This is a genomic window from Amycolatopsis sp. lyj-90, assembly GCF_046549035.1.
Classification (GTDB): domain Bacteria; phylum Actinomycetota; class Actinomycetes; order Mycobacteriales; family Pseudonocardiaceae; genus Amycolatopsis.
In genome coordinates this window covers 29,261-52,760 of sequence record NZ_JAJPWP010000016.1, presented here as the reverse complement: position 1 = coordinate 52,760, position 23,500 = coordinate 29,261, and the positions used below count along the sequence as shown (strand labels likewise).

21 protein-coding genes are annotated in these 23,500 nt (G+C 68.2%); 3 read left to right on the top strand and 18 right to left on the bottom strand.

Annotated features, from left to right (window positions below):
• Positions 1 to 81: 81 nt before the first annotated feature.
• From ACLJPX_RS41915 to ACLJPX_RS41895, 5 genes are read right to left on the bottom strand one after another with little or no spacing between them, the layout of a single operon-like run.
• Positions 82 to 618, bottom strand: a complete 537-nt coding sequence (locus tag ACLJPX_RS41915) for a hypothetical protein (protein ID WP_410605727.1) — start codon at positions 616 to 618, stop codon at positions 82 to 84.
• Positions 618 to 1,364: a hypothetical protein gene (locus ACLJPX_RS41910; protein ID WP_410605726.1), complete on the bottom strand. Its 747-nt coding sequence runs from the start codon at positions 1,362 to 1,364 to the stop codon at positions 618 to 620. The genes ACLJPX_RS41915 and ACLJPX_RS41910 overlap by 1 nt, the downstream gene beginning before the upstream one ends.
• Positions 1,351 to 2,364 carry a hypothetical protein gene (locus tag ACLJPX_RS41905; RefSeq protein ID WP_410605725.1) on the bottom strand — a complete coding sequence of 338 codons (1,014 nt, stop codon included), beginning with the start codon at positions 2,362 to 2,364 and terminating at the stop codon, positions 1,351 to 1,353. Before ACLJPX_RS41905 ends, ACLJPX_RS41910 begins: the two co-directional genes overlap by 14 nt.
• The gene (locus ACLJPX_RS41900; protein ID WP_410605724.1) at positions 2,361 to 4,571 is read right to left on the bottom strand and encodes a hypothetical protein; all 2,211 of its coding nucleotides are present in this window, start codon (positions 4,569 to 4,571) and stop codon (positions 2,361 to 2,363) included. Before ACLJPX_RS41900 ends, ACLJPX_RS41905 begins: the two co-directional genes overlap by 4 nt.
• 40 nt (positions 4,572 to 4,611) lie before the next feature.
• A complete protein-coding gene (locus ACLJPX_RS41895; protein ID WP_410605723.1) occupies positions 4,612 to 5,208 on the bottom strand; it encodes a toll/interleukin-1 receptor domain-containing protein in 597 nt (198 codons plus the stop codon).
• 396 nt (positions 5,209 to 5,604) lie between these two features.
• Here ACLJPX_RS41895 and ACLJPX_RS41890 point away from each other — a divergent pair, with 396 nt between their 5' ends.
• Positions 5,605 to 6,897, top strand: coding sequence for a helix-turn-helix domain-containing protein (locus ACLJPX_RS41890; RefSeq protein ID WP_410605722.1), 1,293 nt, complete (start codon positions 5,605 to 5,607; stop codon positions 6,895 to 6,897).
• On the opposite strand, the gene ACLJPX_RS41885 is transcribed toward ACLJPX_RS41890, so the two are convergent.
• From ACLJPX_RS41885 to ACLJPX_RS41875, 3 genes are all read right to left on the bottom strand, one after another.
• Positions 6,885 to 7,868: a hypothetical protein gene (locus tag ACLJPX_RS41885; protein WP_410605721.1), complete on the bottom strand. Its 984-nt coding sequence runs from the start codon at positions 7,866 to 7,868 to the stop codon at positions 6,885 to 6,887. The genes ACLJPX_RS41890 and ACLJPX_RS41885 overlap by 13 nt on opposite strands.
• 361 nt (positions 7,869 to 8,229) lie before the next feature.
• Positions 8,230 to 8,379 carry a hypothetical protein gene (locus ACLJPX_RS41880; protein WP_410605720.1) on the bottom strand — a complete coding sequence of 50 codons (150 nt, stop codon included), beginning with the start codon at positions 8,377 to 8,379 and terminating at the stop codon, positions 8,230 to 8,232.
• 32 nt (positions 8,380 to 8,411) lie between these two features.
• Positions 8,412 to 9,035: a hypothetical protein gene (locus ACLJPX_RS41875; protein ID WP_410605719.1), complete on the bottom strand. Its 624-nt coding sequence runs from the start codon at positions 9,033 to 9,035 to the stop codon at positions 8,412 to 8,414.
• 936 nt (positions 9,036 to 9,971) lie between these two features.
• Here ACLJPX_RS41875 and ACLJPX_RS41870 point away from each other — a divergent pair.
• The gene (locus ACLJPX_RS41870; protein ID WP_410605718.1) at positions 9,972 to 11,174 is read left to right on the top strand and encodes a sensor histidine kinase; all 1,203 of its coding nucleotides are present in this window, start codon (positions 9,972 to 9,974) and stop codon (positions 11,172 to 11,174) included.
• Between the two features lie 137 nt (positions 11,175 to 11,311).
• On the opposite strand, the gene ACLJPX_RS41865 is transcribed toward ACLJPX_RS41870, so the two are convergent.
• The 7 genes from ACLJPX_RS41865 to ACLJPX_RS41835 all read right to left on the bottom strand — a co-directional run bounded on the left by ACLJPX_RS41865 (position 11,312) and on the right by ACLJPX_RS41835 (position 17,127).
• Positions 11,312 to 11,653 carry an RNA polymerase-binding protein RbpA gene (locus tag ACLJPX_RS41865; RefSeq protein WP_026467877.1) on the bottom strand — a complete coding sequence of 114 codons (342 nt, stop codon included), beginning with the start codon at positions 11,651 to 11,653 and terminating at the stop codon, positions 11,312 to 11,314.
• 65 nt (positions 11,654 to 11,718) lie between these two features.
• A complete protein-coding gene (secG, locus tag ACLJPX_RS41860; protein WP_005152283.1) occupies positions 11,719 to 11,949 on the bottom strand; it encodes a preprotein translocase subunit SecG in 231 nt (76 codons plus the stop codon).
• Between the two features lie 139 nt (positions 11,950 to 12,088).
• Positions 12,089 to 12,874, bottom strand: coding sequence for a triose-phosphate isomerase (tpiA, locus tag ACLJPX_RS41855; RefSeq protein ID WP_101606778.1), 786 nt, complete (start codon positions 12,872 to 12,874; stop codon positions 12,089 to 12,091).
• Complete coding sequence (locus ACLJPX_RS41850; RefSeq protein ID WP_410605839.1) at positions 12,874 to 14,082, bottom strand: phosphoglycerate kinase; 1,209 nt, start codon at positions 14,080 to 14,082, stop codon at positions 12,874 to 12,876. Before ACLJPX_RS41850 ends, tpiA begins: the two co-directional genes overlap by 1 nt.
• A 9-nt stretch (positions 14,083 to 14,091) precedes the next feature.
• On the bottom strand, positions 14,092 to 15,096 hold the full coding sequence (gap, locus tag ACLJPX_RS41845; protein ID WP_101606776.1) for a type I glyceraldehyde-3-phosphate dehydrogenase: 1,005 nt from the start codon (positions 15,094 to 15,096) through the stop codon (positions 14,092 to 14,094).
• A 178-nt stretch (positions 15,097 to 15,274) separates the two neighbouring features.
• Positions 15,275 to 16,462 carry a winged helix DNA-binding domain-containing protein gene (locus ACLJPX_RS41840; protein WP_410605717.1) on the bottom strand — a complete coding sequence of 396 codons (1,188 nt, stop codon included), beginning with the start codon at positions 16,460 to 16,462 and terminating at the stop codon, positions 15,275 to 15,277.
• A 236-nt stretch (positions 16,463 to 16,698) separates the two neighbouring features.
• Positions 16,699 to 17,127, bottom strand: a complete 429-nt coding sequence (locus tag ACLJPX_RS41835) for a nitroreductase/quinone reductase family protein (protein ID WP_410605716.1) — start codon at positions 17,125 to 17,127, stop codon at positions 16,699 to 16,701.
• Positions 17,128 to 17,214: 87 nt separating this feature from the next.
• On the opposite strand from ACLJPX_RS41835, the gene ACLJPX_RS41830 reads away from it, so the two are divergent.
• The gene (locus ACLJPX_RS41830; protein ID WP_410605715.1) at positions 17,215 to 18,153 is read left to right on the top strand and encodes an AraC family transcriptional regulator; all 939 of its coding nucleotides are present in this window, start codon (positions 17,215 to 17,217) and stop codon (positions 18,151 to 18,153) included.
• Here the strand turns inward: ACLJPX_RS41830 and ACLJPX_RS41825 are convergent.
• The 3 genes from ACLJPX_RS41825 to ACLJPX_RS41815 are packed head-to-tail and all read right to left on the bottom strand — an operon-like array spanning position 18,137 to position 23,335.
• Positions 18,137 to 18,550 (bottom strand): type II toxin-antitoxin system VapC family toxin, encoded by a 414-nt coding sequence (locus ACLJPX_RS41825; protein WP_101606771.1) that lies wholly within the window; start codon positions 18,548 to 18,550, stop codon positions 18,137 to 18,139. The two genes, ACLJPX_RS41830 and ACLJPX_RS41825, sit on opposite strands and share 17 nt — an antisense overlap.
• The gene (locus tag ACLJPX_RS41820; protein WP_101606770.1) at positions 18,540 to 18,806 is read right to left on the bottom strand and encodes a type II toxin-antitoxin system Phd/YefM family antitoxin; all 267 of its coding nucleotides are present in this window, start codon (positions 18,804 to 18,806) and stop codon (positions 18,540 to 18,542) included. Before ACLJPX_RS41820 ends, ACLJPX_RS41825 begins: the two co-directional genes overlap by 11 nt.
• Before the next feature lie 53 nt (positions 18,807 to 18,859).
• Positions 18,860 to 23,335: a hypothetical protein gene (locus ACLJPX_RS41815; protein WP_410605714.1), complete on the bottom strand. Its 4,476-nt coding sequence runs from the start codon at positions 23,333 to 23,335 to the stop codon at positions 18,860 to 18,862.
• Between the last annotated feature and the right edge of the window lie 165 nt (positions 23,336 to 23,500).

Sequence of the window (23,500 nt, the reverse complement as noted above, 5' to 3'; positions counted from 1 at the left end):
TTCCTGGCATCGATGACCGTCGACGGCGTCCCGGACACCGCACGAGACGCAGGTACCTGTCGCCTGGCTCATTCGTCCTCCCTACCTGCTCGCCGGGGGCGTCACGGGTGGCGCCGCCGCCCGGAAAACCACCCAGTCCTGATGAGACGGCGCCCGTGCGGGCTCCGATCGGCGCGAGGCCCGCACTCCCGGTGGAGGCCGCCCCGCCTGTGCGGTGATCTCGTCGACGAGACCACGCAAGAAAGCCTGCGACCGCGACGCGAACCACAGGGGCAGGTTGAAGGCCGGTGCCCGCCCGAGCCGCACGACCAGGGTGAGCCGGATCAGCGCTTCACCGGGAAGACCGGGTTCGCCCGCGAGTCTCGCCGCCACACACGATCCGAGCGGTATCTGCAACCGCAGCGAAGTGGACGGCGACGCCCCCAGCTCCTCCACGAGCAACCGGCTCCCCTGCCGGACCAGCCGGATGTCCGGGCCGGTCGCGTCGGAGGGACGGCCCGGTATCGGGTGATCCCAGGCCGTCACCGCGACCAGCCCCGTCGGACGGCTGCCCTGGTACTGGCGCAGGTCGTAACCTGGGCCCTGCTCCGGTCGCCAGTACGGCTTCCGGCCCCTCATCACGCTCTCCCCTGCTCCGGAACAGGGTTCAGAAAGTCGGCGCGCTCCCGGAAACTCGCCCGTAGCGCGGCGAAGTCCTCGAAGCCGAGCGCGACCACAACGACCGAAGCGCCGCTCCCGGCGAAGGAGCGTGTCCGGTCGGCGAGCAAGCCACTCCAGTGAAGGATGTCCTGCGCCGAAAGCAACGTCTCCCACAGAAGCCGTTCGAACCCGGGCGGCGTCCCGCCCGCGACGAAGAATCCCTTGCTGACGCAGACGAGGACACACGGCGAAGTCTCGTGCCCTGTCCACGTGGAGACCTGGACCGAACCGTTCGGACCACCCCCGCTCACAGGTCGCAGACCACTCCGCGGTTCGGCCGCGTAGCACCGGGCATCACCCGCCTGGTGCACGGTCCAGGACACCTCGCTGCCAGCGAGGTCGAAGGTGATCCCCGCGAAGGTCGTCAAAGACTCCGGGGCCGGTTCGGTGCGACCGCCGGTGGTGAACCCCTCTTCGAGCAGGGCCCGCAGCCGAGCGGGCACGTCCGGAGCCTGCCTCTCGCCAACGTCGAACACCGCCGCCACCCCACGCCCCCGGGGGCGATGGAACAGCACGAGCGGATCGGCGCCCCCGCCGTGTCCCCGAACATCACCCGACCGCAAAGCCAGCGCGGCGAAGCCCGCTTCGACGTGATTCCAGACCCTGTCCGTCCCTCTCGCACCCGGGAGGACGTCCATCAGCGCGCCGCCGTCACCGGTCGTCATCGGAGTGCCGCGGCTTGCTGTTGCCGGAGTCCTTGTCCTTCTCACAGCTCGGACCCGAACCGTTCGACTTCGGCGGCGGATCGGCCTTGCCGTCGCTGTCCTTCGCCTTGCCGTCCGGATGGCCCCCTTCGACGATGGGGCCGCCCTTCAGCGCGGCTCGAGAGCGCCCGATGCGCTCTCGCACGCCGCGCGGCCGCACCGGGAACAGGTCCTTGCCTCGGTAGAACTCGTCCAAGGCCTGCTTGCTGATCTCGGAGGTGTTGAACTCCTCCATGTCGTTGCCTTGACCCATGAGGATGCTCAGCGCGGCCAGCTTGGCTTGGGTCTCGGCGTCGTTCCTCTCGTCTTCGTGCGCCAGCAACGGCATGGGGTTGCCGCCCGTCATCCCCATGATGTGCGCCAGCATCTCTTCCCTGCCCCCGTTGGCGACCGGCCGCATGGCGGTGCGGCTCTGTTCCCCGACCCGGTTCCTCCTCCGGTCGGTCACGATCTCTTCCGTGTCGACCATTTCGACGCTCGCCGAAAAACCGGTCAGCTCCACGGTCGACGTGGGGTGAGCCATGGTGAGTCGCCGCGCGATCTCGGCTTCGGCGTCACTCGGGTGCAGCACGTCGAACCTGGACGCCGTCTCGCGGACGATCGCCGACAAGGACGGGGCCAGGGCGGCCGTCACGTCCCTGATGTTGTCCTTCACGATGCTCACCGGATCCGTGATACGGCAGGAGAATCGCAAGGTGACGCTGAACGGGAAGGCCGGATCCGAACTGGGCGCCCTCACCGTCAGCTCCAGGCCCCTGTTGGCGACGTCGACATGGTGGATGCGCCGGTAGTGTCCGGTCCGCGCGTCGGGAACCCGTTCGGTCGGCCATACGACCACCGGCACGCCGGTGAGGCGTTCCAGCACCAGGGCCGACCCGATGGAGGGACCGCGAAGGGGGGCACCAACTCGAAGCCTGCGTGGCTGGACCACCGCCAGGATCGGATCGTAGGTCTGGCTCATGCGCTTTCCTCTCCGGCTTCGAGCAACAGATCATGGAAATCGGCGGCCGCGTCCGAGGGATCGTCGGGATCGAGCGCCCATTCGTGCAGGGTGTGGAGCAATCGGTCGTAGTCGGTGACGCTGCGGTCCGCGATTCCGGCGATCACGTCGAGCACCGTGTCCCGTACGGCCTTGTCGGCGTCGGCGACGCGCACCCAAGTACGCAGTGAATCCATCGCGAGCTTCCGGACCGGTTTGGCGGCGAGCGCACGGCCCCACAGTTCCGGCAGCGCGTCCCGATGCCGCCCCGCCTCCCGCATGAGAAGCGGCTGCTCGTCCGGGCTGTCGTCCGGCGCGACGGCGAACGCGAACATGGTGAGGACCTTCACCACCGACTCTTCCTCCGGTGAGTCGTCCGTCCATTCGAGAAACGCTTCGAGGACTTCTTCGTCGCGTCCCGACTCAAGCAACGTCTGAGTGCTCACGACGACGGCCTGGACCAGAGGCCAGTCGCCTTCGTGGACCAAGGTCTTCAGCACGCGCAGGGCCCGGCGCGGATCGTCGACGCCGAGCCTGCCTCCGACCGCCAAACCCGCGGTCACGACCAGATTGTCGGGCACGTCTCCCGACGTGAGGAAGTCCTTCCAGTGCTCCACATAGGACCACGCACGCTCGGCGTGTTGCCCTTGGCCGTACGTGCCCGCGACGTTCAGCCCGTAGGCCGCGCTCTGCTGAAGAGGCACGGACTTGGCCGCGGCCCACGGCAGCAGGTACCGGTGTACCCCGTGTTCAAAGTCGTGGGCGGCCAGGATCCCAACGGCCTGAGCGGTCCTCGCCCGGACCTCGACATCCGTGTGCTCCGCGAGCCCTTTGAGCCATTCGAACAACTTCGCGCGGGCGCCGTCGAACTCGAACCACGCCCGCACCAGCACGACCGGACGTAGCCGCGCGCGTTTGAAACGCAGCAACGCGCCGTCCCCGGGACTCCCGACACGTTCGATCCAGTTCCACTCGGCAACTAGCCGCCTCTGATATCGCGGTGTCCCCGAGCGCGAGATACCGCTCAGCGCCCGGAACAGGGTCACCGCGGCATCGGCGACGCTCAGATAGCTCGCTCCTTCGAGCACCGCCGTCGCCAGGACGAACGCGACCTCCATCGGCTCCGGGTCCCGCTCCAGCCACTCCCGGACCTGCTCCTCGGGATTGCTCAGCTTCGCCACCGCTTCCGCGAGATCTGCCTCCGTGCGGAGAGCTTCGCTGACCACGGCCGCCGCGCGAGTGGCGAACCGAGGATCATCGCCACGTTCGTGAAGCAGCTCATCGAGTTCGGTGTCGGCCAGGCGCCGATCGAGGTCTTCGAGATCCCACAGAAGCTCGCCACTGACGCGGCGCCGGACGATCTCGAGTGGATCGGGCAGTTCCAGATCCTCGAGGACGAAATCCGCCCGTTTGGGCGCCGTCGCCAGTTGTCCGCGGACCGGTCCGGTGATCACCACGAGGTAGCTCTCGTGTTCGGCCAGCTGCCCGGCTGCGTACTGCAGCCAGGCGTCCGTCACTGACTCGGCACCGAACTTGCCACCCTTGCCTTCCCTGTCGACGAAGACGAACACGTGGCCACTCCGCGGCACCCGCCAGGTCATGTTGCCGAGCACCGAACCGTCCAACAGGATCAATTCCGGCTCTCGCCCCACGCGCTTCATCACCTCGGTGAGCGTCGCGAAGGCCCGGGTCCGGCGCCCGGTGCGCGCAGGGCCGGACAGCACAAGCAGGCTGCGAGCGACGAGGATGTCGACACCTTCTTCGAACCCGATCGGCGCGACGAAGTATTCGATCTCTTCGACCACCTTGGCCGGCTCGAGCCTGACGTGACCCGACCGCCTCCCCGACGAGCGGCGACCACCTCTGCTCGCACTGTCTCCGGCAAAGAAGTCGCCGTCTACGGAGAACTCGCCTTCGAAGACGTTGACCGTGACGGCGCCGTCGAGCCGGTCGGCGCCCTCGGCGATGATCCGGCCGAACTTCACCGGGTCCAGGTCCATTGCTTCGCTCCGCACCCGCTGCAACACCTCGTCGCGCAGCGCAGTCTGGGAGCTCTCGGTGTCCGGCGGCGGAGAAGCCTTGTTCGCGGACGATTCTTCGGCGACGGGCTTCGGGGCGGGGGTCTCGGGTTTGGGAGCAGGTTTGGCAGCGGGCTTGGGCGGGGTGTCGCCGGGCTTCTCGTCACTCACTGATGCGGCTCCAGGTTCAGCGGGAACTGTTCACCGAAAGTCAGTCGGCGGGTCCGTAGTTGTTGAAGTCGCGGAAGTGAAAGGCCCCGTTGAACTGATTGCCGATCCGGGTTACGGAATCGACGGGCTTCCGTCCGTGGCCGTCGGCGGTCCGTGACGGCGCCACCTTCCGTAGTTCCGGCAATTCCTGACGAAGTCGTTGCGCGAGCAGTTCGACATCGACGCGGTAGTTGCGAAACCGGACCTCGATATCCTGGCGGCTGATCAAGGGGCGCAGTTCTTCGGGCAGGTCGTCCGCCTTCAAACGCTTACAGGCCAGCCGTACGGGAATCACCTTCTTGCCGAGTTCGAGCGCGGTGAGGATTTCACGGCGGACGAAATCCTTCGGGTCGTCGATCCGGCGGCCGCCGTTTTCGTCCTTGGCGTCGAGCCACCGGCGGCCCATGATCACCAGAAGTGCCGAAGACTCCTTCACCGCCTCGAACATGTCGGTTTCCCAGGCCGAACCGAGCTCGACGGACTTGGACGCCAGGAACACCGCGTCGTCACCGAACCTGTCCGAGAGTGCCTGATCGAGCATGGCGACGCCGAATGCCTCGTCGTCCTCCGACCGGTAATTCAGGAAGATCTGCGTCACTTTCGAATACCTCTCGCCCGACCCTCGGGGTGAACCTCTCCCCCGCCAGTGCACCCATACGGACACGTTCCGCTGAGCTGAAAGAGATTTTTCGCAGACGAACGGCCTCTTGACAAGCCCTACTTGGGGGTAAACCGGACGTTTCCTGTTTCCTTTTGGTCACTGTCCATTATTTGTCAAGTTTCTGTCCAGCGGGCACCACGATAAGTCAAGTCGAATATTTACGACACTCGCCGGACGGCAGAGAAACGAATACGATGAGCGCCGGTGTCGACGACACCGTTTCCTGTTGTCTTATTCGGCGGCGAACGAGAGATCGCGCATCGGCGAGGCGCGGTGGCCGCAGAATCGACAGCAGGACGACAGACGATCGTCCCGAGGAGAGGCGGAGCGTCCATGAACTTGCTCCCGGAACCGTTCGGCGTCCGACTGCGGACGCTGCGCACGGCACAAGGCTGGTCCCTGACCGAATTGGCGCGCCGCCTCTACTACAGCAAAGGTCATGTGAGCCGGATCGAAACCGGTGCCCAGTCCCCCTCGATGGAGTTCGTGCGCCGTTGCGACGCGGAACTCGACGCGAAGGGGGCGTTGATCACGATGATGACCCCTGAGGCGTCATCGGGCACCGAGATCGTCCGCCATGACCGCGAGGACGAGGAAGTCTGGCTGATGATGATGACTCCCGGCGGCGGTTCCTCCTTCACACCGCTCGGACGGCGCGAGGTTCTCGTGGGCGGGGCGGTGATCCTCGCCGGACTCGGCCTGCCCTCCGTCGCCCGGCCCGTCGCCGCCAACGTGGACGAACAGTTGCAACACCACCGGCGACTCCACGACGCCGCGAGAGACTTGGGGCAGATTGCGGCGCCAACAACGGTCCTGCCGATGCTGATCGGCCAGGCGCAGGCCCTGCGATCACTGGCGAAGAGCGCCCATGGCTCGACAGCGAAGGACGTCGCGCTGCTGACGGCGCGCACGGCCGAGTTCGCCGGCTGGATGGCACAGGAGGCGGGTGACGAGGCTGCCGCGGCGTGGTGGACGGACAAGGCCGTCGATGTCGCGACCGCGGTGGGCGACACACAGACCGCGGGTTACGCCATGGTCCGCCGGGCGCTGGTCACGCTCTACCAAGGCGAAGGGCAAGCGACGGTCGAACTCGCCCGCCGAGCACAGGTGCATCGCGCTCTTTCACCCCGCGTCCTCGCCCTCGCGGCCCAACGCGAAGCGCAAGGACACGCTCTCGTCGGCGATTACGACGCCTGCATGCGAGCCCTCGATTCGGCCACGAAGCAGTTCGCCGTCGCACGTTCATCGGGTCAGGACGGGCCGACCATCGGCACGTCGCACATATCCGATCCGGTCGCCGTCGTGACGGGCTGGTGCCTTTACGATCTCGGCAGGCCCGCCGAGGCGGCCCAGGTCCTCGATCGCGCGATTCGCGACATCCCGGCCGACGCGATCCGCGCGCGTACCCGGTTCGGTGTCCGGCTCGCCTTGGCTCACGCCGCCTCGGGTGAACTCGATCGTTCCTGCGAACTCGCCCGGGAACTGCTCGGCAACACCGCCATGGTCGGCTCGGCGACCATCCGGTCCGACGTCCAGCGGCTCGCCGTCACCCTGCGCCGCTGGAACTCGCACTCCTCCGTCCGCGCGATCGAGCCCAGCCTGACCGCGGCACTCTATTCCGCATGAGCGTCACCCGGGCTCGCCTGCGGTCCCTGCCAGCGGATCCCGTAGGCGAGCCCGGCGTGAAGCCGCCTGAACTCCGTGTTCGCCTCGCCCGCCTCGTCCAGCGAAATCGGCTCGCCAGTCGCCATCGGATCATCGAGATCACGCTGGAAGACCCCATCGAGACGCCAGACCCCGGCAGGGCGGCCGGGACCGAACCGCACCTGCAGCCGGTAGACGTCACAACGACCCTTGGGCACGCACACGTAATGCGGTGACATCGGCTTGCCCTCGGGGGCGCGGAAGCGCAAGACGAATTCGTGAACTTCCCCCTTGGCCAAGGTCCTCGGCAACGCGAGCTGGAACCCGACTCGATCGGTCGCCTCCCTGCCGGTGGTCACGAGGGTGCCACCGGCGAAGACATCGATGTCGGCCTCCGGCTGCTCGTGACCCGGTTCGCTCCCGGGCGTCGCGGTCACGGTCAGCGCCAGCTCCAGGGCGGTCAGGCCGTCCCGTTCCGCGACCACCTGCCGGAACTCGAACGCCTCCGGTGACGGCAGTTCCAGATTGACCAAGGTCCGCAGGTCCGTGGTGTGCCAACCGGGGCCGGTGGCGGCTTCGAGCACGGAATCCCGCCGCCGCTCGGCGAGTTCGACGAGTCTGGCGATGCCTTCGTCGATCCGCCGCCGGACGGTGCGCTGTTCGCGTCCGAGCCGTTCGGCCGCGAACGCGATCCGTTCCTGATAGAGCGGGTACTGCACGGCCTCGTCGAGAGCGAATGCGGCCAGCATCGGATCCCGCAGGTCCGGTGGCAACGCTTCGATCAGCTCTCGCAGGGTGACGACGATCTTTTCCCGGATCTCGGCGGGAGAGACCCCCTCGGTGATTCCGCACAGCACACGAACGGCGGAACCCACGCGCTGGTCTATCCGGTCGGCGAGGACGCCTCGCCCTTTCCGCAGCGTTTTCAGCTCCTCGGCCAGGTCGCTCTCCATCTCGCCCCTCTCCCACATCGGCCCGCTCCGGCCGCACGATTCTCACCGGTGAAGCACGGTCACACCGTCGACCGGCCGGGTGTTTCCGTTACACCGGCAGAACGGGAAACCACTGCCCGATTCATCGCGGCCGGGCGAAAATAGATTCAACGAAGGAAAAGGGAAAACGCGTCGGAATTCGAACCGCGCGGGTATCGCACACCATTCCTGGAAGGCGAACATCCATGAAGCTTCTCATCCCCGTCTCCACCATGCTCAAATTCGCGTTCTTCCTGGTGGTGATCGCCGCGGTGGCGGGTTCCGCGGTCGGCCGCGACCACTCCGGATCCCCGGAGTCACCCTCCCCGATCTCGACAGTGGATCACAGCAAGGTGGTCCACGAAAAAATGGGAAAGGAGGTGTTCTTCCCATGCAGACCCACGCCGTCATCGAGCTGATCCTCACCTGGCTGACCGTTTTCGCCGGCTGAGCCGAAACCATGGAAGCGGACGGTCGGAACGTCCGCTTCCATGGCCCGGTCCCACCGGGGCGCTTTGGTGGTACTCATTTGCGCAACAGCGTGTTCTCCGCGTAACCGCCACTGTGCGCCAGGCGTTTCGCGTAGCAGCCGTCCCGGCCTATTCCCGCGGACTCGCACCAGCCGTTCGCGGCCGGACCGCTGGAGTGCGGGGCCGGCACCAAGGTGATCCAGAAGTCTCCCTGCCGGAAGCTCGAGAAGTCCCCCGAGCGGACCAGGAGAGCGTCCGGATACCGTTCCAGACTGCGGAGAAAGTCCGTCCAGATCCTCTGATGATCGAAGGTCACCCCGTTCGCGGTGAGACCCGGACGCTTCGAGGACACCTGGGGCAGCCAGGAGCCGACGAACGATTCCGCTCTGGAGAGGTCACTCTCCGCCCTATTTCGCAGCGAAGCGCGTGCCGCTTCCTCACCGTCCGTCCGATCGGCCACGGTCGAGGGCATGGATGTGGACGTGGAGGTGGGGGACGCTGATGATCCGCCCGCGGGAAAGCCGTTCGCCGGACTTTCACTCCGCTCGGATCTCACGGTGGCGGGCGCGGAACCGGAAGAGACGTTCCCGGCGAGCTGCCCGGACGGCGCGAGAACGAAAGCCACGACACCGATCACCGCGACGAGCGCGACGACGACCAGCCCGATCAGGATCGGCACCTTTGCCTTCACCTTGCGCGGAGACGGGGAATCGACCTCCGGTTCCAGCCTCGGAACAGCGGGCGGAGTCAGAAAGATCCGCGGAGATGACGACGGGGCAGCAGAAGAGCCGTCATCATCGCCGCCGAAGGCGATCGGGCGGCCGCAGCCGGAACAGGATTCGGCACCCGGCTGCGCCGGCTCACCGCATTGCCGGCATTTCCGTTGCACGGCACTCACCTCCGCGTTCTCGTGACTTGTCGTTGGAATCGCCCATCCCGTTCCGACGTTACGCCATCCGGCCAGGCGATTCCGAAAGGAAGCACAACGTTTCACGACACCATTTCTGGCACAGATCATCGAAAAAAAGACAAATAATGGACAAATAGGGGACTTGGTGAATAGTCGGCGATCGAGCGCCGATTTCGCCAGCGCGCCGGCAGGGCGATGCGGCCGACCGAAGCCCGCCCACCGGGAGCCCTCAGCAGGCCGACTTCGTATACCGACGCCCCGGCCCACGACCGGCACGGCACCTCCAGCGCACGGGCGCCAGAGGATCTGCATCGTTCAAGAGTCGATGGCGGAAGTCCGGGAGGGTCTCTCTTCTCTACCCTGAAGGTCAGGAAGGACGCACGGAAGGGTCACCGTGCGACCACGAAACGTGACGAAGATCAAAAACCGGCATCACTGGCGTCAGAACCGGCGCCGGCATCCGTCGAAGTGATCAGCGGACCACCGAGCCCAGGTGGTCCGGTGTGGATCCGACCGACCGAACGTTCATGCACTTGTCCGCAGAACGGACAGTGACCGGACAGTTGCTAGCCCGACTGGGGGAAACTTACCGTCCTGGTACATCCACCCGTTAGCATTCGCACATTTGTTCGTTCCTGCGCGTCCCGATCGGGCGAAGAACACGTCTCTTCATTCAAGTCCACAAGACGAGTGAGGTCGCCAGCGATGAGCACAGAGGGTCTCTCGATGCCAGGTATCTCGGTGGGCGGCTCCGGAGCGGACGCCGCCGAGCGGATGCGCCGTGCCGCCGGGGTCATGTCGTTCGCCAAGATCAAACGTCCGGCGCTGGTCGCGCTGGGCGTCGACACACTCGCGATCTTCCTGGCCGCACTCGACGTGTGGCTGGTGATCCCCGAAAAGGCCCAGCCGTACTCCATCTACCTGTCCGGCGCCGCGTGCCTCGGCCTCGCCTTCCGCCGCAAGCTGCCGTTCCTCGCGGTGATCGTGACCGTCCCCGGCTTCCTCGCGGGATGGTCCCAGCTGGCCGCGATGATCGCGCTCGGCTTCCTCGCCACCCGCAAGCAGATGCACTGGCAGACCTGGACGGGGTTCGCGCTCGTCTTCACCTGCCGGTTCGTCCAGTGGCCGCTGGCCGACTTCGTCGAGCTCAGCTGGCGTGAACACGTTCTGGACGGGATCTACGGCGTCATCGTCGCCGGGATGCCGGTGGCCATCGGCCTGCTCATCGGGGCGCGGACCGAGATCTCGCAGAAGCTCTCCGAACTCGCCGCCAGCCGCGACCGCGAGCGCCGCTTCCACGCCGACGCGGTCCGCGCGGAGGAACGGGCCCGCCTCGCGCGGGAGATGCACGACGTCGTTTCGCACCAGATCACACTGATCGCGATGCAGGCCGGCGCGCTGCAGGCGCAGACCACCGACCCCCGCTCGCTCGAGACCGCGCTGGTCATCCGGAAACTCAGCACCAAGACCCTGGAAGAGCTGCGTTCCCTCGTGAGCGTGCTCCGCTCGGGCTCCGAGGACGACGGGCCGCGGCCGGGGATCAACGAACTCGACCGGCTGATCCGCGGCTCGGACGTCCCGGTGCACCTCACCGTCGAGCGGATCCCCGATCTCCTGCCGAGTCAGGTTTCGGCGGCCGCCTACCGGACGGTGCAGGAATGCCTGACCAACGTGCACAAACACGCACCGGGCGCCACCGCGACCATCCGGATCCAGGGCGAGCACGGTTCCCTCAAGGTCGAAATACGCAATGAGCGCGCCCGGACGTCCGGTGCGTCCCTGCCGTCGGGAGGGCATGGGCTGACCGGTCTGGCCGAACGCGCTCGACTGCTGGGCGGGAGTTTCGAGACCGCCGACACCGAGGACGGCGGGTTCCGGGTGCGTGCCCGGTACCCGCTCGACCGGTGACCGGACGGTCGGCGGAGACGCGCTGAACCCGCGTCTCCGGCGGCGGGGCGCACCCGCCGACCTGGCGTCGACATGCCAAACGCCCGCGTCCAGGCGACGGATCGCGGACGCGGGCTTCAGCCTTGGAAGACCGGAGGCTAGATCTCCCGGCGCTGGCGCAACCGCTCCAGCGCCTCGGCGAGGATGGCCTCGCCGTCGGCGTCGGAACGCCGTTCCTTCACGTAGGCGAGGTGGGTCTTGTAAGGCTCGGTCCGCGGCGCGGCAGGCGGGTTCTTCTCGTCCTGCCCACCCGGAAGCCCGCAGCGTGGGCAGTCCCACTCTTCGGGAATCTCGGCGTCCATCGAGAACGACGGCTGCGCCTCGTGCCTGTTGGCACACCAGTAGGAAATGCGGCGCCGCGGCGCCGACTCACCCCGTTCCGATTCGCCCGAAGGACCGGCACCCACACGGGTGCCCCGAATCGCGTTACCGCCAACCATGAATCCTCACACCTATAGGGATCGGCGGCGCGCCCCCCATAGGCACGCCGAAACACCTGGATCGATCAGACCTTGAGCAGGAGCCCCAGGCCGATGATGCTGATCAGCCACACCGCGCCCAGCAGGAGCGTGATCCGGTCGAGGTTCTTCTCGGCCACGCTCGAGCCGGAAAGGCTCGACTGCATACCGCCACCGAACAGCGACGACAGACCGCCACCACGACCGCGGTGCAGCAACACGGCGACCACCAGGAAAAAGCTTGAGGCGATCAACAGGATTTGCAGGAACAGCTTCATGTCATCCTCTGCGCTCTTGGAGAATGCAGGAAAACGGTGCGTGCCGATAGTTCGTGACTACCAGAACACACCGTACTCCTGGACTCGTCCACTGCTGTGTGACGGACCGGATACACAGGTTACCCGGTTGGTGCCCCGATCAGGGCAGGGGCCCGCCCGCGGCGAGTGCGCAGAGTTTGGTGAACTCGTCACCATCCAGGCTCGCACCACCAACGAGGGCACCATCGATGTTCTCGCAGGCGACGAGGTCACTGATGTTGTTGGCCTTCGCCGAGCCGCCGTAGAGCACGCGGACCGAGGACGCGACCTCGGCACCGTACTTCTCGGCGAGGGTGGCGCGGATGGCTCCGCACACCTCCTCGGCGTCCTGCGGGGTCGCGACCTTGCCGGTCCCGATGGCCCAGACCGGCTCGTACGCGACGACGACGTCCTTGACCTGCTCGTTCTTGAGCCCCTTGAGGCCCTCGACCAGCTGGGTCGTGGTGTGGGCGATGTGCTCGCCGGCCTCGCGGACCTCGAGCTTCTCCCCCACGCACAGGATCGGCGTGATGCCGTGCTTGAGCGCGGCCTTGACCTTCTTGTTGACGAGTTCGTCGGACTCGCCGTGGTACTCGCGCCGCTCCGAGTGCCCGACGGTGACGAAGCTGCAGCCCAGCTTCTTCAGCATCACACCCGACACGTCACCGGTGTAGGCACCGGAGTCGTGCGGCGACAGGTCCTGGGCGCCGTAGGTGAGCGACAGCTTGTCGCCGTCGGTCAGCGTCTGGACGCTGCGGATGTCGGTGAACGGCGGCAGGACCGCGACGTCGACCTTCGCGTAGTACTTCTCCGGCAGGGCGAAGGCGATCTTCTGAACCAGCGCGATGGCTTCGAGGTGGTTCTGGTTCATCTTCCAGTTGCCGGCGATGAGCGGTTTGCGCGCCACTAGTCGTTCTCTCCCAGCACAGCGACTCCGGGCAGTTCCTTGCCCTCCAGGTACTCCAGCGACGCGCCGCCGCCGGTCGAGATGTGCGAGAAGCCGTCCTCGGGGAGGCCGAGCTGCCGCACGGCCGCGGCGGAGTCGCCACCGCCGACCACGGTGAAGGCGTCGCTCTTGACGAGCGCCTCGGCCACGGCACGGGTGCCGCCGGCGAAGGACTCGAACTCGAACACGCCCATCGGGCCGTTCCAGAACACGGTCGCGGCGTCGGCCAGCTTGCCCGCGAACAGGTCGCGCGACTTCGGGCCGATGTCGAGACCCATGCGGTCGGCCGGGATGGCCGACGCGTCGACGACGTCGAACTCGGCGTCGGCGGCGAAGCCCGTCGCGGCGAGGAAGTCCACCGGCAGGATCAGTTCGACGCCACGCTTCTCCGCCTCGGCGAGGAACCCGGCGACCTGCTCCAGCTGGTCTTCCTGCAGCAGCGATTTGCCGACCTCGTGGCCCTGGGCCTTGAGGAAGGTGTACGCCATGCCGCCGCCGATGAGCAGCCTGTCGACCTTGGTCAGCAGGTTGGCGATCACCGCCAGCTTGTCCGACACCTTCGCACCGCCGAGCACGACGACATACGGCCGCGCGAGGTCCTCGGTGAGCTTCTTGAGGACGTCGACCTCGGCGAGCACCAGACCGCCCGCGTACGCCGGAAGCGCCCGCGCGATCTCGTAGACCGAGGCCTGCTTGCGGTGCACGACGCCGAAGCCGTCCGAGACGAACGCGCCGCCCGGGACGAGCGCGGCCAGCTCGGCGGCCAGTTCCTGGCGCTCCGCCTCGACCTTACTGGTCTCGCGCGCGTCGAAACGCACGTTCTCCAGCAGGGCGACCTGACCGTCCGTCAGGCCCGCGACGGTGGCCTTGGCGGAGTCGCCGACCAGGTCACTGGCCAGCGGGACGTCGACGCCGAGCAGCTCAGTGAGCTTCGCGGCGACGGGCGCGAGCGAGAACTTCGGGTCCGGCTCGCCCTTGGGACGGCCGAGGTGCGCCGTGACGACCACCTTCGCGCCCGCCTCGGCGAGGCGCTTGAGGGTCGGCAGGGCCGCGCGGACGCGGCCGTCGTCGGTGATCTTGTCCCCGTCGAGCGGGACGTTCAGGTCGGATCGTACGAGTACGAACCGGCCTGAGACGTCCTCGCTCAGCAGGTCTTCGAGATTCTTCAGCGCCATCGGTCAGGAAAGCTTGTTGCCGACGAGCTTGACGAGGTCGGCGAGGCGGTTGGAGTAGCCCCACTCGTTGTCGTACCAGCCGATGACCTTGACCTGGTTGCCGATGACCTTGGTCAGCGGCGCGTCGTAGATGCAGGACGCCGGGTCGGTGACGATGTCGGCCGAAACGATCGGGTCCTCGTTGTAGCGCAGGATGCCGGCCAGGGGGCCCTCGGCTGCGGCCTTGTACGCGGCGTTGATCTCCTCGAGGGTCGCGCTCTTGGTCAGCGTGACGGTGAGGTCGGTGGCCGAGCCGGTCGGGATCGGGACACGCAGCGCGTAGCCGTCCAGCTTGCCCTGCAGCTCCGGCAGGACCAGGCCGATGGCCTTGGCGGCACCGGTCGAGGTCGGGACGATGTTCAGCGCGGCGGCGCGGGCGCGGCGCAGGTCCTTGTGCGGCGCGTCCTGCAGGTTCTGGTCCTGCGTGTACGCGTGGATGGTGGTCATCAGGCCCTGCTCGATGCCGAACGAGTCCTGCAGGACCTTGGCCAGCGGGCCGAGGCAGTTGGTGGTGCAGGAGGCGTTCGAGATGATGTTCTGCGAGCCGTCGTACTTGTCGTCGTTGACGCCCAGCACCACGGTCAGGTCCTCGCCCTTGGCGGGCGCGGAGATGATGACCTTCTTCGCACCGCCGGCGAGGTGCGCCTTCGCGGCGTCGGCGTTGGTGAAGAAGCCGGTCGACTCGACGACGACGTCCACGCCCAGGTCGGCCCAGGGCAGGTTGGCCGGGTCGCGCTCGGCGAGGGCCTTGATCGTCTTGCCGTCCACGACGATGCCCTCGTCGCTGACGCTGACCTCGCCCGGGAAGCGGCCGAGGATGGAGTCGTACTTCAGCAGGTGGGCCATCGTGGCGACGTCGCCGAGGTCGTTGAACGCGACCACCTCGATGTCGTGACCGGCGGCCTGCACGGCCCGGAAGAAGTTGCGGCCGATGCGGCCGAAGCCGTTGACACCTACGCGAACCGTCACTGCTGCCACTCCCTAGAGACTCGTCCGGGATCGCCCCGGTAAGACGTCCTTTACTCGGGCGCAACCCTAGCGTGCGTGCTCGGGCGACCCTCTTTGCCCTGACGAGACTTCCACCACTCGGTGGGTCAGGTCAAGAATCGATTAAGTGGTTCGCCACCAGGACGTCTGCTGAAAACTCTCAGCTTCGTTGTGCTAGCCGTCGCTCCAGCGGGGTGCGCATCCGTGGCGTGACTCGCACCTCTCCGAACCACCCGGCCAGGTGGTTCGCCTCCGCCTCGACGGCCCGTTCGACGTCCGAGCCGACGTCTTCCAGGAAGTGGTGGACGACTTCACCGTCCGGACGCTGGGCCCAGCCGCCGACGATCCGGCCGTCGGCCCAGACGGTGGGCCCGATGTTGCCCGTGCCGTCGAACAGCGGGGCGCGGTGCGGCCCGAGATACCAGTCCCGCTCGATCCACCCCATCGACGTCGGGTCGAGCGACGGGAGCAGCGCCACCCACGGCCCGGGCTCCGCGACCGGCTCCAGGTCGTCGGCGAGCACCACGCCGGGAACACCGTCGAGGTCGACCTCGATCGGCTGAACGGCCGCGAGTGCCTTCTTCGTCTGGCCTGCCGTCCAGCCCGTCCACCATCGCAGGTCCGCGATCGGTGCCGGGCCGTAGGCGTGAAGCCACTTACGGGCGAGTTCTGCCCTGGCCTCGTCGGCGTCCCACTCGGCGATGCCCTGCGGCAGCCAGTCGGCCATCGGGGCCCAGTAGTGCTGGCTGCTGATCCAGCTCCCGCGCGGGCGCCCGCGCACGATGCGGCCGTCGACCGCGAGCTGGAACAGGACCCGGCTGGTCACGTTGGCGATCGCCTCGTACGGCTTTCCCTTCGCCATGATGAGCTGCTGCCTCAGCCGGGGCTCGTCCTCGACGAGCTGTTGTGCCGTCGCGGTACCGCGAGCCTGGAGTGCGCGCTCGGTCGCGTCCTCGACGTCGGCCAGCCAGCGCTCCGGATCGGGCACGTTCTCGGGATGCCCCTGCCTGCCGAGGTGCTGCTCGAGCAGGCGGCGCTGCTTCTTGGCGATGTCCGCCGAACACGCCGCCTGGACCAGGGCCACGTTCTCCCGTCCGACCACGAAGACCGTGCGGCGCATGCCGAGCATCCGCACCAGCGTGCGCTCTTCGTAGAGCGCGTTCTCCAGTTCCGCGACACCGTCTCCCCTGACCCGCGCCCACGCCGAAAGGTGGACCGTCGCCGGGTCTGTGGCGTGCAACGCGACGACCGCGTCCGCCGCGGCCCGCACCGACGGGGCGGGCATGGCGAGGCGATGGCGCACGGCGAGGCGGGCGCGGCGCTGGCGGACGTCGATCTTGAGGGTCACGGACCGGTTCTACCACCGGGTCCCGACAGAACTCCGGGACGCGTGGGTTCCGGTCTCGCGGCTGACCAGCCGAGTGGGGAGGATTTGGGACGTTCACCGTCCCAAATCCTCCCCGCTCGCCCACATCACCATCCAGAACAAGCGCTACACGCTCACCAAGATGACATCCGAATCCAGCGGGTAGGCGAATACGGGTCCGCCAGAACCCGAATCGCCACTCTCGACCAGCGGCGCCCTCAGACCCGTTCCAGTTCGAAGACCGGGATGACCCGGCTCGTCTTGTTCTGGTACTCGGCGAACTGCGGCATGAGAGCGGACTGCCGGGCGTAGACGTCGTCGCGCTCTGGGCCGGTCAGCACCCGGGCGCGGACCGGAAAGGTCTCGGTGCCCAGCTCGATCTTGGTGTCCGGGTGGGCGACCAGGTTGTGGAACCACGCCGGGTTGTCGTCGGCGCCGCCCTTGCTGGCGAAGATGTAGACCCGGTCGTCCTCCAGGAGCGGGACGAGCGGCGCGATCCGCTGGGTGCCGGACTTCGCGCCGGTGTGGTGGACGAGGACGAGCGGGAAGCCCTCGAACATCCCACCCGCCTTGCCGCCCTTCTCGCGGAACTCGGCGATCACACCGCGGTTGATTTCGTCGAAGTCGAAGTCGATCGTTTCTGCCATGACCCCGATCGTATGACGCACCCAGTGACCGTATCGATGCCTGAAACAGCCACGAACTTGTCCGTCTGTCGCACTACCCTCGACGACATGGACCTTTTGGCCGAGACACTCGCCGTGGGCGGCGTCCGGGGTGCCGCCGGAGCCCGGATCGAAGCGTCCGGCGCGTGGGGGATCCTCTGGCATCGGATCGCCGGTGCCGCCTTCTACGCCGTCACCTGCGGGACGGCCTGGCTCGACGTGGCGGGCCACCCGCCGCGCCAGCTCATGCCCGGCGACGTCGTCCTGCTGCCGAACGGGTCGGAGCACACCCTGCGCAGCACGCCGGAGGCCCCGATCATCCCCCAGCTGTGCACGGCGGCGGAGCGAGCGCGGAAGTGCGGCGGGGTACTGCGTCTCGGCTCCGGGGACGTGCAGACCCACATCCTCGGCGCGTCCTACGACTACGACCCGGCGGTGTCCATCCAGGTGCTCGCCACCCTGCCGGAACTGGTGCACATCCGCGCGGACCACGGCGGTGGCGGCCTCGACGACACCGTCCGCCTGCTGTCGCGGGAACTGGCCCGTCCCCAGATCGCCACCGAGTTCGTCCTCAACCGGCTCGTCGACATCCTGCTCGTCCAGTTGCTCCGCGCGTGGCGCACCGAGAAACCGGCCGAGACGCGGGGAACCTGGCTCGGCGTCCTCGGCGACCCGCTGATCAGCGTGGCGCTGGTCAAGATCCACGAGGCCCCGGCGAAACCGTGGACCACCGACGTCCTCGCGGCGGAACTGGCGACTTCGCGCAGCACGCTGACCCGCCGGTTCCGCGAAACGACCGGCCGCACCCCCGGCGAATACCTGACCCAGTGGCGGATGGACCTGGCCGCGGTCCGGCTTCGCGACACCGACGACACGGTGGACACCATCGCCCACTCTGTCGGCTACACGTCGGTGTACGCGTTCAGCCGGGCATTCCGGCGCGCACGACGCCAGGCTCCCGGGCAGTACCGCGCCTCGGCCCGGGAGGCGCTCAAGCCGGCCGGGTGACCGGAACGACGTCGAGAAGTTCTTTCAGGCCTTCGAAATCCTGTGGATTCGTGGTGTAGAGCGGCATCCGGTGCGCGATGGCCACACTGGCGATCATCAGGTCGGCGACTCGCCGCCGGGGTGTCCTGCCCATCGCGAGCACGGACGCCGACACCCGGCCGAAGATGCGGGCCGCCTCGGTACCGAACGGCAACGGATCGAACTCCGATTCCACCCGTTGCAGCAGATCCGTGCGCCGGGCCCGTTCGGCCGGGTCCGCGGCGTAATGCGGTCCGGCCGAAAGCTCGGCGAGCGTGATCGTGCTGATCGACATCGAATCCGGCAGCTGGGCGTGATCGATCGTCCGGCGCAGGATGAGGATGTTCGTGTCGAGCAGGCCGTGAACCTCAGCGGCCATAGGGATCGTCCGCCTCACCTTCGAAAGCGTCGTCGAGGTCCGCGCGGAACCTGTCCGGGTCGATGAGTGGGGCGTTCGCCGAGCCGGTGGCGAACTGCTCACGGGAAACGGCGTGCCGGCGACAGAGCGGAACCAGCTGGGCGATGGGCGAGCCGCTGCGGGTCACGGTGAAGGTTTCACCGTGCTCGACCGCGTCCATGATCTCGCCGGACCGGTTCCGGAGATCACGCTGGGAGATCTCATGCTGAACGCTCATGAAACAATTCTAACATCCTGTGCCCCTCGGTGCCACCCTGTGCCACCTCGCGGTCAGGCCGTCTCTTCCTCCGCTTCCGGCTCCTCGGCCGGTCGAGTGAACAGCCGCGTCGCCGAAAGCCGCGCGACGCCGTCCGGCTCCCCGAGTTCGTCGGTGGCGTTGCGGATGGTCGCGTCGACGGACAGGTACTTCCGCCCCGCCCGCAGGTCCGCGTCGTTGCGCAGCCGCACGATCAGCGGGAACTCGCTCAGCGCGCCGGCGTCGAACAGGCCGGTCGTGTAGATCAGCTGGACACCCAGCGCCTCGGCCACCGCCCGCTGCAGCTCCAGCAGGTACCCGGCGGACGCGCGGCCGATCGGGTTGTCGAGGAACAGCACGCCGGAGTGCCGGTTGCGGGCCTTGCCGCGGTTGTTGGCCCGTAGTGCCGCCAAAGTGCAGTACAGGATGATCGCCGCGGTCAGCTGCTGCCCGCCGGAGAACACGTCCCGGATCTCGGAAACGCGCTGACGTTCGGTCCGCAGCACGGAGTCCGGCTTCAGCATGTCGACCCGGAAGCCCTTGGGAGCGGCGGCCTGCACGCCGCGCAGCACGAGCGAAAGCCCGTCCCGCTTGACGTCCCGGCCGTCGGAGGTCTTCCCCACCGCGGCCTCGTCGACGACCTCGCCCAGTTTCTCGGCGAGCACGTTCTCTTCGAGTTCGGTGAAACGGATCCGCAGGAACTCCTGGCCCGACCAATCGCCGAGACCGTCCGGCAGCCGCGAAACCCGTTGTGCCGCGCGAAGAGTGCGCAGCGCGCCATCGACCATGCCCTGCAGGCGGGTGATGATGCCGCCGCGGTGCCGGTCGATCTGCGCGAGATCGTCGGTGAGCGTGCGCAACCGCGGGCGCAACGCCTCCGCCCATTCCGCGGCGTGCGCGGGCAGCTGATCGCGGCGGACCGAGATCACCTGCTGCCGCACCGGCGTGCTGAGCTTCTCGAACCGCTTGTCCGTGGCGTACTGCGCGAGCTGGTCGGCCGCCGCCCGCACCCGGCGATCGCCCGCATCGGCGGCGTCCTGCGCCTCGGTGAGCGCGGCGTTGAGCCGGGAGTGCTTGGTGCGAGCCGATTCGACGTCGCCGTCGAACGCCGCCGCGTCGTCCTCTTTGGACAGGAGATGGGCCATCGACTCGGCCAGCAGGCCGAAGCCGGACGCGGACGTCTTCGCGGACTCCAGCGTCGCTTCGGCCGCGGCACGGCGTTCCTGCAGTTCCTCCCACTTCCGCGCGGCGGCGGAGACTTCGAGGCTGGCGTCGTCGATCAGCGCCAGACCGTGCTCGATGTCCTGCGGCCGCGCGTCGGACGAGATCGCGGCGAGTGCCGAAGGGTGTTCCGGGAGCTGACTCAGTTCCGCCTTGCGAGTCGCGACGAGGCCGACGATCTCGGTGCGTTCGTCCTCCAGCACCGCGACCGCGCGGTTCGCCCGCGCCTGCGCGGCCGCCCGTGCCGAAGCGTCGGAACCGTCGGGCGTCTCCAGCAAGGTCAGGGCCCGCTCGCGGACGGCGTCGTCCAGTGCCTCGACGGCCGCCCGCGCGGACGCCTCGACACTCTCCGCCTGGTCGAGTTCGGCCCGGAGATCGCTGCCGACCTCGACCTTCGAGTACGCCTCGGACGCGGACGCGAAGGTGCGCCGCAACGCGTCCACCGGCTCGGCGGGCGTGGGATCGTCCTCGGTGACGTCGCTCGATCCCGGCACCTCGGCCAGTTCCGACTTCGCGGTCGTCGCCGTGCGGCGGTGCCCGTCGGCGGTGCGTTGTTCCTCACCGGCCTGCTCGCGCAGCCGGGATGCCTTCGCCGCGGCTTCGGACGCCGTCGACTCGGCCCGCTCGGCGGTCTCCGAAGCCCGCTCGACGTCGTCCGTCCACTCGGGAATCTTCGCGACGCGGGTGGCGAGCGCCTCCAGGCCCCGGGCCCGCTCCCCCGCCTCGGCCGACGCCGTGCGCAACTCGGGAACGCGCTCCCGCAACCCGGTCGCCTTCTCACCGAGGCGCTGGAACTCCTTTTCCGCCTGGTCCAACGCGGTCCGCGCGGTCTCGTGCGCGGTGCGCGCGTTCTGCGACTGCTCGGCCAGCGTCGCGATGCTGCCGGGCGGGTAGTCCTCGCGCCAGGTCTTGAGTTTCCAGGACAGCGCGCTGTCGTCGGCCAGCGACGTCGCCAGCGCTTCCAGGCGGCGCTGCCGTTCCGCGTGCCGGAGCGCGATGGCCTCGCGCTCCGCGTCGGCGGCTTCCTCGTCGTACATCGCCGGATTGGGCGGGACGAGGAATTCGATGCCCGCCTCGCCCGGCAGGCGGTCGGTCGTGGTGGCCCCGGTGGTGGCGACCGGGATGATCGTGGTGGGCAGCAACCGCCGCTCCGCCAGCACCTTCTCGGCGAGCCGGACCTGCTCCGGTTCGTTGAGCAGGATCCCCGAGACCAGCTGGGGCGCGCGGGCCAGCACGGCCGCCCGCCGCTTCTTGTCCAAAGTGGACAGATACCGCCAGCCGGACCACGCGTTCATCCCGGCGGCTTCCAGCGCGTCCAACGCGGCCTGGACCTCTTCGGTGGCGGGGAGGAGACCACCGGAGCCGAGGGCGTTCAGCGCGCGCTCGTCGACGGATTCCTCCATCCGCAACGCGGTCTGTTCCTTCTCCGCGGTCGAACCTGCCTCGCGAAGCCGCTCCAGCAGCACCGGAAGATCCGTCTCCAGCGCGACGTCGTCCGCGCCGAGGAGTTCGGTCAGCCGGGGTTCGACGGCGAGCGCGTCGGTGCGCCGGTTGGCCCGGTCCAGTTCCTCGGCGGCGCGTTCCAGCCGGTCCTTCGTGGACCCGGCGAGCCGGTGCGCGTCGTTGACGGTGGCCTGCGCGGACCGCAGATCCTCGGCCACCCGCTCGAGTTCCTGTTCCCGGCGGACGAGTTCGGCAGCGGTCGTCTCGGCCTCGGTCCGGGCCGCGCGCGCCGCTTCGGCGACGTCGGCACCGGCCTTGAGCACACCGGCACGGACGGTTTCCGCGATCTCCTCACGGATCTCCGCGATCCTCGCGCCCAGTCCGCGGGCTTCCGCGCGGCGCGAAGCGGCGAGGTTGGCCGATTCGTCACGTTCGGCTTGGGCTTTCTCCGCTTCGGCGCGCAGGGCACCGACATGTGCTTCGGCCTTCGAGGCCTGCTCGGTCGCGTTCTTGGCCAGCGCCAGCAGTCCCCTGGCGAGCGCGGCCGCGGCGGTGTTGCGCGCCTGCAGCGCGGGCTGCGCCTTCTGCTCGCGATTCCCCACCAGTTCGCGGAAATCGCGCGCCTTGCGGGCGGCGTTGAGGTGGTTGAGCACGGTGGCGCATTCACGCCAGGCCTCGGCGGCGGTCTTGGCCTCGGCCAGTTCCCCGTCGACCCGCTTCTTGCTCTCCTGGGCCTCGTCCAGCCGCAGTTTCCCGACCAGGCGCCGAAGTTCGGTGACGCCGGCGGTGAGACGGCGGTGATCGCCCTCGGCCAGTTTCTCCGCGGACTTCACCTCGTCGACGTGCTGATCGAGCCCGCTCAGCCGCTCGTTCTCCAGCTTGTCGCGAGCGGCGACCTGACCGGCCAGCGCGCGCATCTCGGCGCGAGCCGCGTCGGCGAGCTTCCGCGACGCGGCGGCGACGCCTTCCTCCTCGGCCAGCGGCGCGAGCAGTTCGAGCGCTCCGGCGACGAAGTCCCGCTCCGACAGCAGATCCCCGCGCTGCGCGAGGTTGTGCGCGTAGGTCGAGACGACCTCGGCGAGGTCCTTCGGCTCGTCCTCCGAAAGCACCGCGCGCAGCAGGAACTCGACGAACGCCTCGTCGGTGCTGAACGCGAAGGCGTCCGCCGCCTCGCCCTCACCGGCGTTCATCGCGCGCTGGTACCGGAAAAGCTCGGTGTCGAGACCGAGGCCGTCCAGCCGGGACGTCCACTCGTGGTGGCGCCGAGTCCAGAACAGCTCCAGTTCCGGCTCGCCGCCGTGCACCTTGTCGAGCTGATCGTGGAAACCGGACATCGTCAGCAGCCTGCCGTCCGAGGTCAGCGGCAGCGAGTCCAGATCGAGCGAAGGCGTGGGACGGAAGCAGTACCAGGAGTCGACGAGGTTCTCCGAATCCGCCGAAACCACGTGCCCGCGCCATTCCGACACCTTGCCGGTGATCACCCGGTGGCCGGTCTCGACCTGCAGCCACTCCAAGGCCACGTGCGAGACGTCCTTGGCGGCGACGAACTTCTCCAGCACCTTGGTGTTCGTCGTGCCGACGACCTGGCGGCGGCCGGGCAGCATGACCGAGAAGATCAGCTTGATCAGGACGGATTTGCCGCCGCCGTTCTCCAGGAACAGCACGCTCGCCGGGGACGGGCGCCGCGGCGGCCCCTCCCCCGCCAGATGGATCCCGGCGCTGAACAGCGCGTCCTGCTTGGGCGCGGTGATGGCCGCGCCGACGCCGCTGAAGTCCAGCACGACGTCCTGGTACCGCGCGCCCGACGGGCCCACCGAGTGCAGGCGAACCCGCGAAAGCTCGTACATCGATTCCGTCCCCTTATCCGAGAACCCGCGACCGCGATCGCGTCGCCAGGGCGCTGGTTCCCGTCGATACCCATGCCGCGCTACCCGGCGCCCTGCCGCCGCGATAGCGGGGCCTGCGGCCGGGGCGGCTTCCTGTCGGCTGATTTCCGCTTATCACTGCTGCTC

Excerpts from the sequence above, each read along its gene's own strand:
- ACLJPX_RS41915 (WP_410605727.1), bottom strand. The coding sequence starts at position 618 with ATGAGGGGCCGGAAGCCGTACTGGCGACCGGAGCAGGGCCCAGGTTAC.
- ACLJPX_RS41910 (WP_410605726.1), bottom strand. The coding sequence starts at position 1,364 with ATGACGACCGGTGACGGCGGCGCGCTGATGGACGTCCTCCCGGGTGCG.
- ACLJPX_RS41905 (WP_410605725.1), bottom strand. The coding sequence starts at position 2,364 with ATGAGCCAGACCTACGATCCGATCCTGGCGGTGGTCCAGCCACGCAGG.
- ACLJPX_RS41890 (WP_410605722.1), top strand. The coding sequence starts at position 5,605 with ATGAACTTGCTCCCGGAACCGTTCGGCGTCCGACTGCGGACGCTGCGC.
- ACLJPX_RS41885 (WP_410605721.1), bottom strand. The coding sequence starts at position 7,868 with ATGGAGAGCGACCTGGCCGAGGAGCTGAAAACGCTGCGGAAAGGGCGA.
- ACLJPX_RS41880 (WP_410605720.1), bottom strand. The coding sequence starts at position 8,379 with ATGGAAGCGGACGTTCCGACCGTCCGCTTCCATGGTTTCGGCTCAGCC.
- ACLJPX_RS41870 (WP_410605718.1), top strand. The coding sequence starts at position 9,972 with ATGAGCACAGAGGGTCTCTCGATGCCAGGTATCTCGGTGGGCGGCTCC.
- ACLJPX_RS41865 (WP_026467877.1), bottom strand. The coding sequence starts at position 11,653 with ATGGTTGGCGGTAACGCGATTCGGGGCACCCGTGTGGGTGCCGGTCCT.
- secG (WP_005152283.1), bottom strand. The coding sequence starts at position 11,949 with ATGAAGCTGTTCCTGCAAATCCTGTTGATCGCCTCAAGCTTTTTCCTG.
- ACLJPX_RS41835 (WP_410605716.1), bottom strand. The coding sequence starts at position 17,127 with ATGGCAGAAACGATCGACTTCGACTTCGACGAAATCAACCGCGGTGTG.
- ACLJPX_RS41830 (WP_410605715.1), top strand. The coding sequence starts at position 17,215 with ATGGACCTTTTGGCCGAGACACTCGCCGTGGGCGGCGTCCGGGGTGCC.
- ACLJPX_RS41825 (WP_101606771.1), bottom strand. The coding sequence starts at position 18,550 with ATGGCCGCTGAGGTTCACGGCCTGCTCGACACGAACATCCTCATCCTG.
- ACLJPX_RS41820 (WP_101606770.1), bottom strand. The coding sequence starts at position 18,806 with ATGAGCGTTCAGCATGAGATCTCCCAGCGTGATCTCCGGAACCGGTCC.
- ACLJPX_RS41815 (WP_410605714.1), bottom strand. The coding sequence starts at position 23,335 with ATGTACGAGCTTTCGCGGGTTCGCCTGCACTCGGTGGGCCCGTCGGGC.